Below are 15,212 nucleotides of genomic sequence, written 5' to 3'. Positions count from 1 at the left end.
AGAACCGAAGCAAAAGGCAGGTCAAAGTCCGAAGCGTTTCAAGCTATAACAAAAGAAAGAGTAAGGTTATGAAAAAACTAAGAGCAAATATGGACAGGTACTTTGACAAGCTGGACGAACGCTGGCGGGCATTGCCCTTGCGGAAACAGCACCAATACACACTTTACTTTTTTGTGGGGTATCTACTGCTTACGGCAGGTGTCATTTGCAAAGTATGGTACGATACCTCAAAGTCGGGTAACGATATGGTCATTGAGCATATCGAAAACCCTGTCCTCAAAAAAAGTGAAAGTCCTGCAAGATTGCAGGACACATTATCAACAATTCTAAAAAACAAGATTTATGAAAGAAAATGAGAACAAAAAGTCGGTTGTTCGGGTAACGGAAGGGAACCAGGCAGCAACCACTGATGTACTGCAAGACGGTACACAGAACAAAGCCGAAAAGCTCAAAAAGCCACTCATATTTGGCTTAATGGGAATTGTCTTCGTAGGTTGTATGTACCTCATATTTAAACCATCCGCAGACAAAAAGGAAATTGAGAACATCGGGCTGAACGATGCAGTACCGGAGGCTACCGGAGCAGGAATGCCTGCCGACAAAGGCAAGGCTTACGAGTTGGAAATGCTGGAACGCAAAGAGCAAGAAAAACGCAATGCACTTACCACGCTTTCTGACTATTGGAATACTGAAGACAAAAAAGAGCCTAATGATGAATTTCCCGAAGAAGACGAAAACAGCAGCTATGGCGTTGGCAGAGGTTCGGGAAGAAACGGCAATCCTGCATTGAGCAGTTACCGCAATGCACAAAGCACATTGGGTTCATTTTATCAGGATAACAACTCTGAAACAACAGAACTCCGCAGGCAATTGGACGAACTAAAAGAACAATTAGCCGAGAAAGATGTACCTAAATCTGTAACCGTTGATGACCAGCTTGCCATAATGGAGAAATCCTACCAGATGGCGGCAAAGTATCTGCCAACAGGTACAAATTCGACAGAAGCCCCACCTGCTAAGGATGCAGGTACGGCTACCGCAGGTTCAACTCAAAAGGAGCATTTTGTGGCATTCACACCTACAAGAAAGAACACCGTTTCCGCTTTGTATCGTGAGCCTACGGACAGTGCCTTTTTAGCCGATTGGAGCGAAACAAGAAACCGGGGCTTTTATACCGCAGGTTCTATTGTGCAAACGGCACAACCGAAAAACAGTATCAAAGCCTGTGTACACGATGCGCAAACGGTTATTGGCGAAACAGGGGTACGATTGCGATTGTTAGAGCCAGCCCAAACGCCTCAACGTACCATTCCGAAAGGAACGATTGTAACAGCTAATGCCAAATTTCAGGGAGGTCGATTGCAGCTAAAGATTACCTCCGTAGAATTAGAGGGCAACATCATTCCGGTTGATATTACTATTTACGATTTGGACGGACAGCAAGGCTTGTACGTTCCGTATTCGCCCGAAATGAACGCCCTTACCGAAATGGCGGGCAATATGAGCCAGACTTCGGGAACAAGCATAATGCTCACGCAGAATGCAGGACAACAGGTTGCTGCTGATTTAAGCCGTGGCGTGGTACAGGGTGTTTCGGGCTATTTCGCCAAAAAGGTAAGAACCCCAAAGGTTACGCTAAAAGCAGGGCATCAGGTCTTCCTTGTATCTAAAAAATAATGTTGAACTCAAATAATTTAAACAATGAAAAATCATTTAAAAACCTTTTGGGCATTTGCCCTGATACTCGGCTTTGCCGTACAATCTTACGCACAGGATAGTGCAAAAACTCCGCTTGCATTAGGCAAGATAGAACCGTATAGAATGGAAGTTACCTACGATAAAACTTCACATCTTATTTTTCCGACCGCCATCCGTTATGTGGATTTGGGAAGCGAATACCTGATTGCTGGAAAAGCGGAAGATGCGGAAAATGTATTGCGTGTAAAAGCATCGGTAAGGGAATTTGAAGCGGAAACCAATTTTTCAGTTATCACAAATGACGGGCGTTTTTACAGTTTCAATGTGTATTACAGTCCCTATCCCGAAGCGTTGAGCTATGACCTCTTGACAATGCAAAAGGCGGTTGATAAAGCCAACGGAAACGATGTGCTTTTTGAAGAATTGGGCAACAATTCGCCATCATTGGCAGGCTTGCTTTTGGAAACCATTTACAAAAAGGACAAACGTATTGTAAAGCATATCGGGGCTAAGAGTTTCGGTATTCAGTTTATCCTCAAAGGTATCTACATACACAACGGCAAATACTATTTCCATACGGAATTGAGAAACCGTACCAATGTGCCGTTTCAGATTGATTTTGTGAATTTCAAAGTGGTGGATAAAAAGGTAGCCAAACGTACCGTAGTGCAGGAACGCCCGATGATACCGCTTAGGACTTACAAACCATTGGATGAGATTGGCGGAAAAACGACCGAGCAAAACGTGTTCCTGTTAGACCAATTTACCATTGCCGATGACAAGGTACTACTTATTGAGATTTTCGAGAAAAACGGTGGCAGGCATCAGACACTCCAGATAGAAAATTCCGACTTAATCAAAGCTCGTTTGATTAACGATATGCACCTGAAATTTTAATAACCTTTTAAAGTAAATAATATGAAAAAGTATATCTATACCGTGATGCTCATCTTTATGGCCATCACGGTCACACAGGCACAAAGAATGTTACCTAAACAGAAAGGATTGGAAGTGAGTACGGGTGTGCTGTCCGATGATAAAATCGGTAACGATTATTACATCAATGTAGCAATGACCGTAAACGGCAAAAATGGTAACTACCAGCTTTGGGCGTTGGAATATACACACCAATACCACGATTATAAAGACCTCCGCATACCGCAGGAAACTTATACCGCAGAGGGCGGTTACAGTTTCTTCCTGTTGGGCGATGTTCGTAAGAACATCACGCTGAACTTTGGAATAACAGGCGTAGTCGGTTACGAAAGCATCAACCGTGGCGAAGCAATGTTGTATGACGGAGCGAAGATACTGAGCGAAGACAATTTTGTTTACGGAGCAGGCGGACGGCTCACATTTGAAACGTACCTGTCCGACCGTTTTGTGTTAGTCCTGCAAGGGCGTACAAAGGTTTTGTGGGGTACAGACTTGGAACAATTCCGACCGTCCGCAGGCGTGGGATTAAGGTTTAATTTTTAAAATGTAAAATGATGATAGCAATATTCAATAAATTCAGGATAGGATTAAGCTCAATATATATACTCTTGGCAATCCTCACGGCTTCGGTTACGTTGGTATCTTGTAGCAAAGACGATGAACTCGAAATACAGAACGATTTCCCTTTTGAGGTCAAAGTAATGCCTGTACCCAAAGATATTGCCAGTGGGCAGACCGTAGAGATACGGATTACCATACAGCGAACAGGCAATTACAGCAACACGCAATATTTTCTCCGCTACTTTCAATTTGACGGTCAAGGCACATTGCGGTATTATGACGAACCACCGTATTTGCCAAACGATTTGTATTCGTTGCCAACGGAGCAGTTCCGGTTGTATTACACTTCGGCATCTACCGTATCACAATCCTTTGAGGTTTGGATTTCCGATAACTTCGGTAACGAAAAGCAGTTGAGCTTTCAGTTCAACAGTAGTGATTAATGCTACTTATATAAAAGCAAAACCGACTGTTACAGGTCGGTTTTTTGCTTTTCAGCTTTCGGTGTACGTTGTTTTTTGTTTAAATTTACTTGAATTATAATTTTAACGGGTATGGATACAGTTACGGCTCAATTGGTGTTTGGTATTATTGTTATCGTTATTGCGATAGTGCTTATTTATTGGATAAACCGCAGGAAATTTTATAGGCGTAATGGTATGGGTGCAGAGGGATTTTCGAGTTTTGAAGCATCTGTATTTACCCGTTTTATAGAACGTGTCGGCAAATGGATTGCATACGCTTTGATAATTCTCGGTATTGTCTGTATATGGACTTATAGCCAAATGAAAAAGGACAAAGAGAAGCAACAAGTGGAGATACCTAACTCGAAATAAGTATTTTTATGGAAATTTAGATTATATGATTTAGTATTCATAATAAAGAGGAAAATTATAAAATGACAAAATCCTTTGATGACATAACCCTACGAAATATATCTGATATTATATCAAATATACTGACACATACGAAAATTACAGAACATTTATCAGGTGCTGGTATTTCTCAATCTCAATATGGCACAAATAAAACAGACAGATTGTTTTATGCTTTAAAAGAAAGACAAGCACAAGACAGATGTGGAAATAATGTATTGGCATTTGTTGTTAGATTATTAAATCCTAAAAGATATAATTCCGAAGATGAATTTGAAAAAGATAGAACAACTATCAATGAGAAACTTGTTTATGAAGGGATAGAAATTGATAAAAGTGGACAGCCCCGACAAGTTGATAAGGCGAAAACTATTTCGGAAGCAAAAAGCAGGTCACTAAAAATCAAAGAAAAAGTACACGGAATTGGAGTTCATTCAGAAATTTTGCCTTATTGTGAAGCTGAATGGTTAAAGGAAAATTATTTTCACGCTATACTTGAAATTACGAAAAGTGTAGCAGAGAGGCTTAGGCAAAAAAGTGGCTATACTTCAGACGGAGCAGATTTAGTTGATGATTGTTTTGCGTTGGGAAAGGACAAAAGACCTATGCTTGCTTTCAATACTCTGAAAAATCAAAGCGAAGAAAGTGAACACAAAGGTTTTGGAAATTTCTGCAAAGGATTTTTTTCTATGTACAGAAATCCAAAAGCACACAACCCCAAAATATTGGAAGATACCCAACTTTCACAAATGACAGAAGTTTTGGTTGTAGCAACAATTATTCACAACAAACTTGATAACACTTATAAAACGGGGCTTAAATAAAAAAAATCGGATAGCTCAAAAGGTTATCCGATTTTTCGTTTATGGCAAAAGTAAAAAGCCAAACACTGCCTTTCAACGCCAATCAATGCAACCTTTCCCAATCCTGCAATAAGCCTTTATAAATTCGACTTCCACAGAAAAAATGAGCAAACAATGGAAGTTATTGCAATACAAAAAACCGCATTGGACGGAATGAAGAATGACCTAAGGGAACTTTTGGAAATGACCGAAAATGCCACACGAAAATATACCCCGATTTTCAAAGAGGAGCAATGGCTCGATAACCAGGAAGTGTGTTTGATGATGAACATTACCAAACGGACTTTGCAGACCTACAAGGACAAAGGCTTATTACCATATTCCAAACTGAACCGCAAGAATTATTATAAACGCTCGGACGTACAGGCTTTACTCGAAGCCGGACAGCCGTACAATACCAACGACAATGGATTTACTGACGAATGAAACGGAAGAAATCATCGCCCATCAGGAAATGATAATGCAGTTGAGAAACCGTATTGAAGAAATATTAAAAAATTACCGTCCTGTAATGAACGGAGAAATATACTTGTCGGGCGAAGATGTGTGTAGGCTGTTACATATCAGTAAACGGACTTTACAGCAATACCGTGACGATAATATCCTGCCGTATATACAAATTGGGGGTAAGATTATTTATAAGGAAACGGATATTCTGACCGTCTTAGAACAGAACTATATAACCAATGACAGACATTGCTTCTAATTAATTTGGTTCTGACTATGTTTCAACGGAAGGACTTTAGTATATTTGCTATGTAAAATATAACAATACTTAAAGTGTTTTTGCTTTAGGTCTTGGTACTGAAAACTGGTAATTTTTTGTATCCCCAAGACAATAAGTAAGAACGCTCACGTCATAGGCGTGGGCGCTCGCTTATTCGGGGATTAAGGCGTACCAGTGCCTCAGTATCGGTAAGTGTGGTTGCCTGCGCTTCTTTTTTTTGTGCAGGGCTACATCAACTCAAAAAAGTAATGATATGGAAACTGGTACAGCACAACAAAAAATTGCCCTCGCCTTTATCAATGATAAAAGCCCGATTTTGGATTTGACCTGCAACGACCTCGTTGCTTCAGGAATTGAAGTATTGTTCCGTTCTGAAAACATTGAAGACGGACTATCTCAATTACCAGCATTAAAAACACTTCCCAACATTTGTATTATTGACCTTGATTTTTACAATAAGAATGTGCTGGCACAGCTTCAAGAATTGAGAACACAATATCCAACCATTAACCTGATTGCACATAATGATATTGATGCAGAAAAAGCCGTAAAACCTCTTTTGGAAATTGGTTTTACAGGTTATTTGCTCATTGGTAGCGATACGGACGATTTTAAAAAAGCTATTGATGTTGTTACCAATGGCGGTAGATATTTTAGTGTGGGAGTAGCGGAAATTGCACAGGAATATTTCAGTAATAAGTAACGTTCCGATTATAATAGTATAAAATATCTGTTCTAATCAAGCGGCGTTCTTTTGCTTCTTTTCTTTGGTCGCTTATGTGAAAAGAAAAGAAGTCATTGCATACCTAATCATTGGGATAATGAATATCCCACACAATAATGTCGCAACCTGTTTGGTAAAAGGTAGAGAAAGGAAATTGTGTAGCGGTGCATTTTGACAAAGGGGTTGCACCGATTTGATGCAAAAAGACTGTCCCGACCATCGGGAGGATCTGTCTTTTTGCCGCCCGACTTTTCGGGTCAGGCGACTTTTATCGGGTGGGTGCGGAAATCTTTCAGATTGTGAAAAAATCCTTTGTATTCAGTCATTCCCCTGCGAAATAAGTTCCACAGCAAAGAACAACCCATTTGGGTTAATGAGGAATTGATAAACAAGTCCTGGTGTTCCAACGCTTCGGCAAGTGAGCAACTTGGCGTGTTATCCTCTTGTTCGGATTGCTTCAGCAATTCGCCAAATTCATCGGTAACAAATGGCAGGCTTGCCACCGTTTGGTATTTCTCTGAATTGGGTTGCTTTATCTCTCCGATAGTAGATAGTAGCACTTGTCCTGTATCTTGGCTGTTGCCAAAATCCAACCAATATTTCGGCTCATCTTGGTAGTGTCTGCGGTAACTTATTTCTTTAAGAATTTCAGCAACGCCAAACCTCGCCTGTACATTGTCCACACAAGTAATAGTAATGATTGCCCTTGCTTTTTCGGGTATTCTGCCAAACTTGTCCTTTTCAAATTTTACCGTTTCGGCTTTCCAATTTGTACCGATGCAACGATTGATACGGTTTATCAATGCAACCGATTTGTACAATCCTGTTTCACTTTCAAAAAAACGCTGTCTGCCTAAATTGGCACTCGTGATAACATCATCATCCCAAAGGCGGACTTGCAACCCTGCGTGTCCCAACGCTATCAAGCTCTCGTTTATTTCCATTAAAGCGGTCAATACTTTTGAGCCTGTGCCACCTGCCCCGATAAGGTTTACCGAAATTGGGTTTGTCGGATTGAGCAGATAATTGTCCGTAAAATGGATTGCTGTTTTTGCTGTATTCATCACAATAGATTTTTAAGGGTTTTGTTATTCTTTTTTAATACTTCTTTCGGAAAAGGTTTATCAGTATTGATAAGGTCTTTCCAAAGGTTTACAATGTTTTTTTTCGTGAGGTTCTCGCATAATGAATGGCTGAAATAGGAATTAAAAAAATAATGTTCCCACGCCTGTGTAAATTCCTCAACCGAAGCCGAATTTTTAATATCAATACTAACAGTACCCATACATACATTGCCCTTTTCGTAGATATTGAAGAAAGGTGCGTAATGCAATGGCGTTTTCTCGATGGGTCTTCTGTCGCTTGCCAAAGCAAATACAGTAAGACTGCTTTTGCTCGCTAACCAAAGCATTGGCGGTACTTGTGCCATTCCGTTGGATATGCCCAAACTATCCACAAAATACAGTTGTCTTTGCTGTGCTTTGGTGTACCATAATACTATACCTTTTTCAGCATTTGGATTGATATGCAGAATGTTTGTAGGCAATATTCCCTTTGACTTTAAAAAGGCTGTGTTCTTTTCTTCATCGGTCTGTAACGCCTTTGCCAATACGTTGGCTTCTTTTACGGTCAATGGGTGGGCATTGATAGGCGTTCCGTTGCTATCCATATCGAAATGCTCCACGTACATTGCTGTATCTGTTCCTTTGGTTTCATAGAAAACCAAAGCGGATTTTGGATAGTATAATGTGCCGAAATCTTTGGTTATGTCGTTTACGGTGTTCATTTTTCTGTTGTTTTATAGTTATATAATAAGTAAGAAAGGTCATCCAACAATTCAAACAGGCGATTTTCAAAATCAAGGTTGCCTTGTGTTATTTTACTGCCGTCAAATGCTTTGCAAATGGTCGGCTCTTCCATTTTTCCGTATTCGTTGAACTCATTGTTGATGCTTTCGGAAAGGCTTTCATATAGCCAACCTTTGGTATCTGCGATAAATGAAATGTACTTTTCCATTCCGATTGCTTCGGTTTCGTAATCATCGTCATAAGGGTCTTCTTCGGGCAATGGTGCGTTTCTAAAAAAAGTTGCTTTCGGATATTCAGTACAAAGGGCAAACGCATTACACGCTACCTGCCAACATTCCCTGTCGAACGTGTCAAGGCTTTTAAATCGGTTCAAACGCTGTTCAAATATCTTTAGATTGCTTCGGTTAAATAACTTTTGTTCTATCCTGTCGCCAATATATTCGGCATTTCTCAACTCACTTCTATATGTTTCTGTTTCGTCCGTTTCCTCGTCCTGTTCTACCCAATCTTTATGCGTTTCATACAACCAATACAAATAGCTGTCTTCCTGCCTGTAATACGGCACATCGGCAATATGGTACAGATAACTGCATACCGATACAAGTAGCTGTGCGGTCTTTTTACGCTTCGGGTCTTTGAGCATTTTAAAGAGTGGTGCAATAGGAATATTATACAAGGTTGTACCTACATTATACCTTTCCTCACTTACAAAAAAGGTTTTCTTACTATCCTGTACCAATTTGAAACTGTCCCAATTTATGTTGGTACGTTTTACTTTGGTTTCCATATCCCACATAGATAATACTACATTGTATGGAAACTCAAAATCTTGGGTTTGCATCGGTTCAATGCTGTAATGCTCGGCAAGTCGGGAAAGGGACTTGTAAAAATCCCTCTCCGTTTTCTGACAAGCCTGTACGGATTGTGCTGTTTTCAGTTTAGGCAGAAACGTACACTTTAGAATACCATTGGTAGCATTGCTATCGGTACGGATTTCTGCTTGTCTTTCTGCACTTGGTTTGCGTCCTTTGGTCTTTGTAGCCAATTTGCGAACTCGCCCAACTGTCGGTGTAACTGCTGTTGTCGTTTCTGTTCGGGTATATTGATTGTTCCCGATATGATGTTGCGTTGCATAATTCATCGTTTTAAAATTTTGGTTTAACCTTTCGTACCCATTACGCTCTCAAATTTGTACTCTACCGCATCGTCTTTTATCTGTGGTGCAGATGCTTTTGCCGTTGTCAAAATCGGGTACATATTGGCGTAAAAATTCATTACGGCTTCCACGCTCCAACGTGGCTCTGGGTCGGTCAGTCTGATGTCCTGTCCTTTGTCTTTGAGTATGAAAACTCGTTCTAATTGCGTTGCTAATAACATAACTTTCTAATTTTGGGGTTAACACTTTTATTCTTCCTCGTCCGCTTCATCAATAGGATAATCGGCAGTAACTTCTTCCACCTTTGGCGGTTCGGGTGTAGCTTCTTCCATTGCTCCGAAAAGGCTCGGTGTTGCGAACTTGTCGGACAATGAAGTTTTGCGTTTGCGTATCTCGTCCGCTTTTTCGGGAAACTCCGTTATATCGGGTACTTTCATCCACGCTTCGCGGAACTTGCCCTCTTTCTCCAACTCGTCAGCCTTTACCATAGCATCTTTAAATTTCTTGTCTTTGGCTTCTTTTTCCTTTTTCTCCTTTTCTGCTTTTTCTTTCTCGATTGCCGATTGCTTTTTAACTTCTTCCAATTGCTTTAAGAATTTTTCCATATCCACCATTAAGCCCGATACCTTTTGTATAGGTGTGGTAATCTGTTCAAAAAATCCCTCGTCAAACTCTTGGGGTGTGGCGTTAAATGTCAATGGGGGAATAAGGTTTTTGGCACTATCTCCGCATTGTTCGTTATTGAGCAATACTGTTACGATTAGGTTGCTTTCTATTCCTTTTGAAATGTTCAGTTGCAATACTCCTGTAAAGTCCAACTGCTGTATCTGATTGAAAAAATTTGTGTTCATCGTTCTTTGATTTTAATTGTTGTTTAACCGTTTTTTGATTGCTTTTAGTTTCTCGTATATGTCCATCCAATAGGCATTTTGCCTTTTATCGAAGTCTGAAAAACTTTTGTCCTCGTGGCTATACCCTGTATTTCGTTTGGCAATACAGATAGCTTCTTTTAGGTCGGTTACTTCAATTTCGTAACCGTTCAAATCCGTTATTTTCATACCTGTTCTAATTCTTATTTAGTGATTTCCGCTATTTGGTCAATCCTGCCGTAAACAATACTTCTAAGGCTTGTTTTGTCGGGGGCGTTGTATTCTGCCCAACTGCCGTACTGCTTCACTACATAGGTTTTCAAAATATCCTCAAACCCGAAGCGATAACCCATAAGGGGTACGGCTCTTTTGAAGTAGGCATTTCGGTTTACTGCTTCCGCAAGCCAATTTTTTTCTGCTCGGCTCAACTTGTCGCTTTTGTTCAGTTTTTCCCTTAGTAGGTAAACCTTTGCATTTTGCAGGGTTTCCAATTCGGGAACATCGTAGCGTACAAACTTTGTGGCTATTGCTGTCGTTTCCATTGTATCTGCTTTAAGTGTTATGAATTAGTTTCAGCATCGGTGTATTTTCCATTTTCATAGTAGCCTATAAGCCGTTCCCAAAGCCGTATTAGGCTGTCGGTATCTACATAGAAATACTCTGTTCTGTTGCAATAGATGATGTATATAGCTTCATCCCTGTATTGCGTTTCAAGGCTTTTTTCTTTAGCCATACTTTTGGCTTCGTCTATGGTTTTTGCTTTCATATTCTGCTGTTTTGTATCGTTATCAATCTTTACTATATCCACAATGGCACATTCGGGACAACCCTCTACGGCTGTTATCTGCTGTATTGCTCTCTGCTTTCCGCTAAGTGATACTACTGTCAGCGTTACTTTGCCTGTGTCGTGTTTCAGCGTTGCTTTATAGGTTTCCATTGTCATAGCTGTTGTTTATAATAGGCTACCACCGATTAAGGCGGTAGCCTGTGGTTATCTAATTAAGGTTTAGGATTTCCGCACCGTCCAGAGCAAATGCAGTACATAGTTCAAATGCTTTCTGCGATTTGAGTTGGGCAGTACCACCCAATACAATGCTCTGCAACTTGGCTTCGTCATTCTTGTAACTCCTTACATTCTGATAGTAGCCTGTCACAGAATTGTACGCTCCGAACAACGTACCTTTGGTAGTGTCCATTTGTTGGGTGTCGCTTATCATAGCATACGCAAAAGCATCCTCAACGACATTTTTGAACACGGTGGAAATTTCATCTTCCGCACCTTTTTTGATTAGGTCAAGCGTTTCCTTATTTGGGCAAAGTGCCAACTGTATTAGCTTTCTTACTTCTCGGTCTGTTACCTTTACTTTTGCCCATTCGTTGAAAATGCCCTCTAATTGGTTGCTCAATGTGTTGGCAAGTCCCATAATCTTGTGAGCGTTCTCGATACGTTGTTTTGCTCCCGAAGTGTGCTTGATACGGACTACATTGGTCATACTGCGTAACGAAGCATTCAGCGTGTTTTGGCATACAATACGGATAGGCGTAAATGCGGCTGTGATACTTCCGCTACCATCGTGCGAAGTGGTTAGGAAAATGTACTTTTCCGTAACATCATCGCCATTGCCTACACGGATATAGTCGGGCAATTTGGCTGTGATAAAAACACGTTCTCCGTTGCCTAACGCTCCTGCGGTTTCGTACAGAATGCCCTCGCCACCGCCTACAATGGCATCAAAGAAATTAAAGGCTTCACGGTTTTGTACGATATGGTAATCCTTACCGACTACGCCCAATACTGCATTGTTATCGGTGCGTATGTTGGCGAAATAGTTAGGTACTTCTAATTCGCTACTGCCTATCTCTATGCCGTTGGTGGTTTCGATAATGCCCGAACCTTTGGTAAATAGTGGGGATTTTACGACTTCGTAATCTAACCCTGCGTATTTGATTGCTTCCTCACTTGTCGGGTATTGTTCTACGATTTGACCTAAACCGTGCCACGCTTTTTGTTGTACGCTAAAAAATGAATAACGTCCTGTTCTCTCGTTGAAATTGATATTATGTGCCATAATGCTTAAAATTTGATGTTTAAAAAATGATTGAATACTCGTTGTTAGAATGGGAGGTCGTCATCTGCTCCCTGTGCAGTAAAGCTGTTGTTCTCGGCTTGTGCAGTAGCCTGTATGGTTTCGGCTCTCTTACTACCTCCGTGCAGTTTGATTTGAGAGGTATGAAAGTTCAGCCCCGAATGTGCTTCGCCGTTTTTGCCTATCCACGCCCTTGTGCTTATTCTGCCTGTGAGTTCTACCAAAGTGCCTTTTGTGAGTAGGCTTGCCACGTTTGCAGAAATCCAATAGGCACAATCGAAATAGGTTGTTTGCTCTATTCGTTCACCTTGCTTGTTTTTGTAGCTTTCATTGGTCGCTACTGAAAAGTTTACTACCTGTTTTTCGTTCGACAATGTGCGTACTTCCGCATTTTTTGTCAGTCTTCCGATAATGTTCATAATCGTCCTGTTTTAAAAGTTTTACATTTTGTTACGTTCGCTTTTCTCGTTTCCTGCTTCCTGTTGTGGTTTGCTCCGCTTCGCTTCGCATAATTTTTTCCAAAAGAAAAACCGGAAAAAAGAAAGCAGATAATCCAAGCGGGCAATAGCGAAAACCAAGAAAAAAAATGATTTAATGGGGGTTCCTTTAGGGGGAAACCGTTCATTCATTTTTTTTATTGGTGGGTGTGTGCGGTGGCTGCCCGCTATAACTTAGCTGCCTTTTTACCGGTTGATTGTGGAAATATTCTGTTCTAATTTTTATGGAATAAATGACCAGGCTATGAGAGCCTGAAATAGAGGTTGGAATAATCGAAAAGTAAGGGCATAAAAAAAGCAGGATAGTTAAATCCTGCTTCAATCTGATAAGTAAAGAATGCACTAATTTTTAAACCATAATTTCTTCGGTATTGTAAATTTTATCTGCGTTTGTATGTTCATTCAATAATGCTATTTCTTCCCGTTCCATTTTAATAATAAACGCATCTTCCATTGCCTTAAATTTAGGCGAAACCAAATCCATATCCTTACTGATTTTTTGGCTGGTAATCTTAGCATAAATCTGTGTAGTGGAAATATTCTTATGACCCATCATTTTGCTAAGGCTTTCAAGCGGAACACCCTCGGTCAAAAACATTGTGGCGAATGTATGACGGGCGGTGTGGAATGTAACTTTCTGTTCTGTAACAATACCCGCTTCCTCAATAAGTTTACCTATATGCGTGTTGCAAGTCGCATTGGATGGCATTGGGAATACAAAATCATTTCTTGTAGCTCCACGATATTTCTCAATGATGCGTTTGGGGATTTCCAAAAGACGGACGTTGGAGGCAACATCTGATTTCTTTCTCCTGCTGATTATCCATTGGTGTCCATCAAAGAAAGACTGGATATTGCTCCATTTCAGTTTCTTAATGTCTATGTAAGAAAGCCCTGTGAAGCAACTGAAAATAAAAAGGTCTTTTACAAGTTCATATCGAGGCTTAGATGGTTTCAGGAGCATTAAGGTTTCTACATCCTCTTTTAAAAGGTAGCTGCGGTCGGTTTCTTCCATACTGATTTCATAATCCTCAAAAGGATTATCCCGTATCAAGCCTTTTTTAATAGCCAATTCTGCCAAAGCAATAACTGGCATTGTGTAAACCCAAACCGTATTATGGGTACATTCCTTATCAATGCGAAGAAAGAAATCAAACTCACGAATAAAATCAGAAGTGAGTTCCCGGAAAGCCATATCGTCCCGATGGTAACGCTCCCTTATAAATTCGCTAAGATGGTTGTAAACAGTGTTGTATTTGCTATACGTGCTTTGAGAGCGTTTTCCCTTAGCGACCATTTTTTCAAAGTCTTCATTTTGGTCTTTAAAGACTTTTAGTACGGCATCGTCCATTACACCAACACCCAAAAACGAGAGCTTTACTTTCTGTGCGGTCGCAAAACCCTCGTGCTTCAGCATATCTTCGTAAATCTTGTCGATACGACCCCGTACGTTATCCAGCTTTTGGTTAATGTTCAAAGCGGTGGCACTCTTGCCCTCAACTCTTCCGTATTTTAAATCCCAATTTTTCGGGTTAATTTCTAACTTTGTTCCCAAAGTTTTAGCTGTTCCATCAATGGTAATACGTGCCATAATCGGTGCATTACCGTTCTTTTTCAGTTCGTTCTTTTTCAGGTAGAAAAGCAGTTTGAACGTGGACTTTTTTGTCTGTTCCATAACTCAAATGTTTAATGTTTAAAATTAAATTACATTGAGTTACAAGGGAATGTAAAAAAGGGTGCAAAAGACTGAAATATAAACAGTTAAGCTATGTAGTTACCTTTATCAATCGGTAACGAATTAGTAACCTAACCTTGTGTTTTCAAGCCCAAAACCTATCAGACACCGAGTTCCAAACTAAGACTACTGTTTTATAAAGCATTGTATAGCAACGGGTTTAATCGTTTTGCTTATTTTTGCTTTTTACTAATCTTTTTTAAAGAAAATAATTAGATCTAAAGAGCAAAGTTGACTCAACAAGTTGATTGATGAAGCGGTATTTTCACGCTTTGCGATGCAATTTAATTGCCTTTGCATATTAAAATTAAACGTTTTGAATTAAATCTTTGCGTGAAATACTATCATCCGGAATAAATTAAATATTAATACAATATGAAGATAAATAAAAAAACCATGAATTTTATTTTTTTAAAACATGGTGAATTATACATTCAAAAAATTCATTTATATTTGAAAAATTAAAAAATAAACTATTAAAAAAACGCAGCTATGAAAAAACTCTACTCGGGTGCATTTCTTGTATGCACCATGGCTGTATTGCAGGCTCAGGAAGTAATATGGCAGAAAGACATCAGTTCAAAAGCGCAGGATTTTATCTCGCAGGTGACTACCACTATGGATCAGCAGTATGTTATTACAGGAAGCTATATTCAAAGGAGAAAGATGCACGCTG

21 protein-coding genes and 1 pseudogene are annotated in these 15,212 nt (G+C 39.9%); 11 read left to right on the top strand and 11 right to left on the bottom strand.

From position 1 onward, the window contains the following. The 10 genes from AC0NBN_RS13785 to AC0NBN_RS13740 form a co-directional block, all read left to right on the top strand. A partial coding sequence (locus AC0NBN_RS13785) for a hypothetical protein (RefSeq protein ID WP_474468621.1) occupies nt 1-356 on the top strand: 356 nt, incomplete at its 5' end. Next, nucleotides 343-1,677: a conjugative transposon protein TraM gene (traM, locus tag AC0NBN_RS13780; protein ID WP_160811954.1), complete on the top strand. Its 1,335-nt coding sequence runs from the start codon at nt 343-345 to the stop codon at nt 1,675-1,677. The genes AC0NBN_RS13785 and traM, both read left to right, overlap by 14 nt. A gap of 24 nt (nt 1,678-1,701) precedes the next feature. Continuing rightward, entirely contained in the window at nt 1,702-2,595 is an 894-nt protein-coding gene (gene traN, locus AC0NBN_RS13775; RefSeq protein WP_066439697.1) for a conjugative transposon protein TraN, read from the top strand. Between the two features lie 21 nt (nt 2,596-2,616). Beyond that, nucleotides 2,617-3,177 (top strand): conjugal transfer protein TraO, encoded by a 561-nt coding sequence (locus AC0NBN_RS13770; RefSeq protein WP_066439701.1) that lies wholly within the window; start codon nt 2,617-2,619, stop codon nt 3,175-3,177. 11 nt (nt 3,178-3,188) lie between these two features. Further along, nucleotides 3,189-3,638: a DUF3872 domain-containing protein gene (locus tag AC0NBN_RS13765; protein ID WP_066439702.1), complete on the top strand. Its 450-nt coding sequence runs from the start codon at nt 3,189-3,191 to the stop codon at nt 3,636-3,638. A 111-nt stretch (nt 3,639-3,749) separates the two neighbouring features. Beyond that, nucleotides 3,750-4,031, top strand: coding sequence for a molybdenum ABC transporter permease (locus tag AC0NBN_RS13760; protein ID WP_066439704.1), 282 nt, complete (start codon nt 3,750-3,752; stop codon nt 4,029-4,031). A 62-nt stretch (nt 4,032-4,093) separates the two neighbouring features. Next, the gene (locus AC0NBN_RS13755) at nt 4,094-4,894 is read left to right on the top strand and encodes a TIGR02391 family protein (RefSeq protein WP_066439705.1); all 801 of its coding nucleotides are present in this window, start codon (nt 4,094-4,096) and stop codon (nt 4,892-4,894) included. 153 nt (nt 4,895-5,047) lie between these two features. Beyond that, nucleotides 5,048-5,359, top strand: a complete 312-nt coding sequence (locus tag AC0NBN_RS13750; protein ID WP_066439706.1) for a helix-turn-helix domain-containing protein — start codon at nt 5,048-5,050, stop codon at nt 5,357-5,359. After that, a complete protein-coding gene (locus AC0NBN_RS13745) occupies nt 5,340-5,639 on the top strand; it encodes a helix-turn-helix domain-containing protein (protein ID WP_066439707.1) in 300 nt (99 codons plus the stop codon). Before AC0NBN_RS13750 ends, AC0NBN_RS13745 begins: the two co-directional genes overlap by 20 nt. Nucleotides 5,640-5,913: 274 nt before the next feature. Continuing rightward, a complete protein-coding gene (locus AC0NBN_RS13740; protein ID WP_066439708.1) occupies nt 5,914-6,363 on the top strand; it encodes a response regulator in 450 nt (149 codons plus the stop codon). 278 nt (nt 6,364-6,641) lie between these two features. On the opposite strand, the gene AC0NBN_RS13735 is transcribed toward AC0NBN_RS13740, so the two are convergent. The 11 genes from AC0NBN_RS13735 to AC0NBN_RS13685 all read right to left on the bottom strand — a co-directional run bounded on the left by AC0NBN_RS13735 (nt 6,642) and on the right by AC0NBN_RS13685 (nt 14,476). Next, on the bottom strand, nt 6,642-7,448 hold the full coding sequence (locus AC0NBN_RS13735; RefSeq protein ID WP_055133019.1) for a PRTRC system ThiF family protein: 807 nt from the start codon (nt 7,446-7,448) through the stop codon (nt 6,642-6,644). After that, complete coding sequence (locus AC0NBN_RS13730) at nt 7,448-8,170, bottom strand: PRTRC system protein B (protein WP_160811953.1); 723 nt, start codon at nt 8,168-8,170, stop codon at nt 7,448-7,450. The genes AC0NBN_RS13735 and AC0NBN_RS13730 overlap by 1 nt, the downstream gene beginning before the upstream one ends. Further along, nucleotides 8,167-9,333 carry a hypothetical protein gene (locus tag AC0NBN_RS13725; protein WP_160811952.1) on the bottom strand — a complete coding sequence of 389 codons (1,167 nt, stop codon included), beginning with the start codon at nt 9,331-9,333 and terminating at the stop codon, nt 8,167-8,169. Before AC0NBN_RS13725 ends, AC0NBN_RS13730 begins: the two co-directional genes overlap by 4 nt. A gap of 17 nt (nt 9,334-9,350) precedes the next feature. After that, nucleotides 9,351-9,569 carry a PRTRC system protein C gene (locus AC0NBN_RS13720; RefSeq protein ID WP_002978317.1) on the bottom strand — a complete coding sequence of 73 codons (219 nt, stop codon included), beginning with the start codon at nt 9,567-9,569 and terminating at the stop codon, nt 9,351-9,353. Nucleotides 9,570-9,596: 27 nt separating this feature from the next. Then, complete coding sequence (locus tag AC0NBN_RS13715) at nt 9,597-10,199, bottom strand: PRTRC system protein E (protein ID WP_123860964.1); 603 nt, start codon at nt 10,197-10,199, stop codon at nt 9,597-9,599. 12 nt (nt 10,200-10,211) lie between these two features. Then, nucleotides 10,212-10,406 (bottom strand): hypothetical protein, encoded by a 195-nt coding sequence (locus AC0NBN_RS13710; protein ID WP_123860965.1) that lies wholly within the window; start codon nt 10,404-10,406, stop codon nt 10,212-10,214. Between the two features lie 14 nt (nt 10,407-10,420). Continuing rightward, nucleotides 10,421-10,759, bottom strand: a complete 339-nt coding sequence (locus tag AC0NBN_RS13705) for a molybdenum ABC transporter ATP-binding protein (protein WP_123860966.1) — start codon at nt 10,757-10,759, stop codon at nt 10,421-10,423. Between the two features lie 17 nt (nt 10,760-10,776). Further along, nucleotides 10,777-11,154, bottom strand: a complete 378-nt coding sequence (locus AC0NBN_RS13700; protein WP_228445162.1) for a hypothetical protein — start codon at nt 11,152-11,154, stop codon at nt 10,777-10,779. A 58-nt stretch (nt 11,155-11,212) separates the two neighbouring features. Then, a complete protein-coding gene (locus tag AC0NBN_RS13695; protein ID WP_123860967.1) occupies nt 11,213-12,286 on the bottom strand; it encodes a DUF932 domain-containing protein in 1,074 nt (357 codons plus the stop codon). Between the two features lie 44 nt (nt 12,287-12,330). After that, nucleotides 12,331-12,723 carry a single-stranded DNA-binding protein gene (locus AC0NBN_RS13690; RefSeq protein ID WP_123860968.1) on the bottom strand — a complete coding sequence of 131 codons (393 nt, stop codon included), beginning with the start codon at nt 12,721-12,723 and terminating at the stop codon, nt 12,331-12,333. A gap of 427 nt (nt 12,724-13,150) precedes the next feature. Next, nucleotides 13,151-14,476, bottom strand: coding sequence for a site-specific integrase (locus AC0NBN_RS13685; protein WP_228378468.1), 1,326 nt, complete (start codon nt 14,474-14,476; stop codon nt 13,151-13,153). 552 nt (nt 14,477-15,028) lie between these two features. On the opposite strand from AC0NBN_RS13685, the pseudogene AC0NBN_RS13680 reads away from it, so the two are divergent. Then, nucleotides 15,029-15,212 (top strand): annotated as a pseudogene (locus AC0NBN_RS13680) (T9SS type A sorting domain-containing protein); the annotation flags it as partial.

The sequence above is a fragment of the Chryseobacterium sp. L12 genome, assembly GCF_056133985.1.
Note: the sequence above shows the minus strand (reverse complement) of the source record. Positions and strands in the feature narration are given on the sequence as shown.

What these genes read in the sequence shown, in the direction of transcription:
- traM (WP_160811954.1), top strand. Translation starts at nt 343, where the DNA reads ATGAAAGAAAATGAGAACAAAAAGTCGGTTGTTCGGGTAACGGAAGGG.
- traN (WP_066439697.1), top strand. Translation starts at nt 1,702, where the DNA reads ATGAAAAATCATTTAAAAACCTTTTGGGCATTTGCCCTGATACTCGGC.
- AC0NBN_RS13770 (WP_066439701.1), top strand. Translation starts at nt 2,617, where the DNA reads ATGAAAAAGTATATCTATACCGTGATGCTCATCTTTATGGCCATCACG.
- AC0NBN_RS13765 (WP_066439702.1), top strand. Translation starts at nt 3,189, where the DNA reads ATGATAGCAATATTCAATAAATTCAGGATAGGATTAAGCTCAATATAT.
- AC0NBN_RS13760 (WP_066439704.1), top strand. Translation starts at nt 3,750, where the DNA reads ATGGATACAGTTACGGCTCAATTGGTGTTTGGTATTATTGTTATCGTT.
- AC0NBN_RS13755 (WP_066439705.1), top strand. Translation starts at nt 4,094, where the DNA reads ATGACAAAATCCTTTGATGACATAACCCTACGAAATATATCTGATATT.
- AC0NBN_RS13750 (WP_066439706.1), top strand. Translation starts at nt 5,048, where the DNA reads ATGGAAGTTATTGCAATACAAAAAACCGCATTGGACGGAATGAAGAAT.
- AC0NBN_RS13745 (WP_066439707.1), top strand. Translation starts at nt 5,340, where the DNA reads ATGGATTTACTGACGAATGAAACGGAAGAAATCATCGCCCATCAGGAA.
- AC0NBN_RS13740 (WP_066439708.1), top strand. Translation starts at nt 5,914, where the DNA reads ATGGAAACTGGTACAGCACAACAAAAAATTGCCCTCGCCTTTATCAAT.
- AC0NBN_RS13735 (WP_055133019.1), bottom strand. Translation starts at nt 7,448, where the DNA reads ATGAATACAGCAAAAACAGCAATCCATTTTACGGACAATTATCTGCTC.
- AC0NBN_RS13730 (WP_160811953.1), bottom strand. Translation starts at nt 8,170, where the DNA reads ATGAACACCGTAAACGACATAACCAAAGATTTCGGCACATTATACTAT.
- AC0NBN_RS13725 (WP_160811952.1), bottom strand. Translation starts at nt 9,333, where the DNA reads ATGAATTATGCAACGCAACATCATATCGGGAACAATCAATATACCCGA.
- AC0NBN_RS13720 (WP_002978317.1), bottom strand. Translation starts at nt 9,569, where the DNA reads ATGTTATTAGCAACGCAATTAGAACGAGTTTTCATACTCAAAGACAAA.
- AC0NBN_RS13715 (WP_123860964.1), bottom strand. Translation starts at nt 10,199, where the DNA reads ATGAACACAAATTTTTTCAATCAGATACAGCAGTTGGACTTTACAGGA.
- AC0NBN_RS13710 (WP_123860965.1), bottom strand. Translation starts at nt 10,406, where the DNA reads ATGAAAATAACGGATTTGAACGGTTACGAAATTGAAGTAACCGACCTA.
- AC0NBN_RS13705 (WP_123860966.1), bottom strand. Translation starts at nt 10,759, where the DNA reads ATGGAAACGACAGCAATAGCCACAAAGTTTGTACGCTACGATGTTCCC.
- AC0NBN_RS13700 (WP_228445162.1), bottom strand. Translation starts at nt 11,154, where the DNA reads ATGGAAACCTATAAAGCAACGCTGAAACACGACACAGGCAAAGTAACG.
- AC0NBN_RS13695 (WP_123860967.1), bottom strand. Translation starts at nt 12,286, where the DNA reads ATGGCACATAATATCAATTTCAACGAGAGAACAGGACGTTATTCATTT.
- AC0NBN_RS13690 (WP_123860968.1), bottom strand. Translation starts at nt 12,723, where the DNA reads ATGAACATTATCGGAAGACTGACAAAAAATGCGGAAGTACGCACATTG.
- AC0NBN_RS13685 (WP_228378468.1), bottom strand. Translation starts at nt 14,476, where the DNA reads ATGGAACAGACAAAAAAGTCCACGTTCAAACTGCTTTTCTACCTGAAA.